The sequence below is a fragment of the Cupriavidus sp. 01L46 genome (assembly GCF_056399905.1).
The window spans coordinates 1-470 of record NZ_JBFTSF010000722.1 but is presented as its reverse complement, the minus strand read 5'-3'; the positions used below and the strand labels follow the sequence as shown (position 1 = coordinate 470).

Annotated in this window: 1 protein-coding gene; it reads left to right on the top strand. The window is 71.2% G+C overall.

The genetic code is table 11. The annotated features are described in order from the left end of the window. A partial coding sequence (locus AC1DS3_RS39495; RefSeq protein WP_477129482.1) for a hypothetical protein occupies nt 1-470 on the top strand: 470 nt, incomplete at both ends.

Here is a 470-nt window from a genome sequence, read left to right as displayed (position 1 = left end):
CCACCACCACCGCGACCGAGGCGGTGACGGTCAATCCGCTGGCGCCGAGCCTGGCGCCAGTGGCCGAGAGCGGAGTCGAGGGCGCGGCCATCGCGCTGAATCTCGGCGCCACGGTCAACGGCCTGGCCGGCGACAGCAACGGCCTGGCCTCGCTGGTGGTCGGTGCGATCCCGCTGGGGGCCACGTTGAGCGACGGCATCCACAGCTTCACCGCTTCGGCCGGCCATACTGCGGTCGATGTCCATGGCTGGACGCTAGGCTCACTGACGATCACGCCGACCAATGACGCGAACTTCACGCTGAGCGTGGCGGCSACCGCCACCGACGGCGAGGGCAACCTCAGCACCACCACCACCGCCACCGAGACGGTGACGGTCAACCCGCTGGCGCCGAGCCTGGCGCCGGTGGCCGAGAGCGGGGTCGAGGGCGCGGCCATCGCGCTGAATCTCGGCGCCACGGTCAATGGCCTC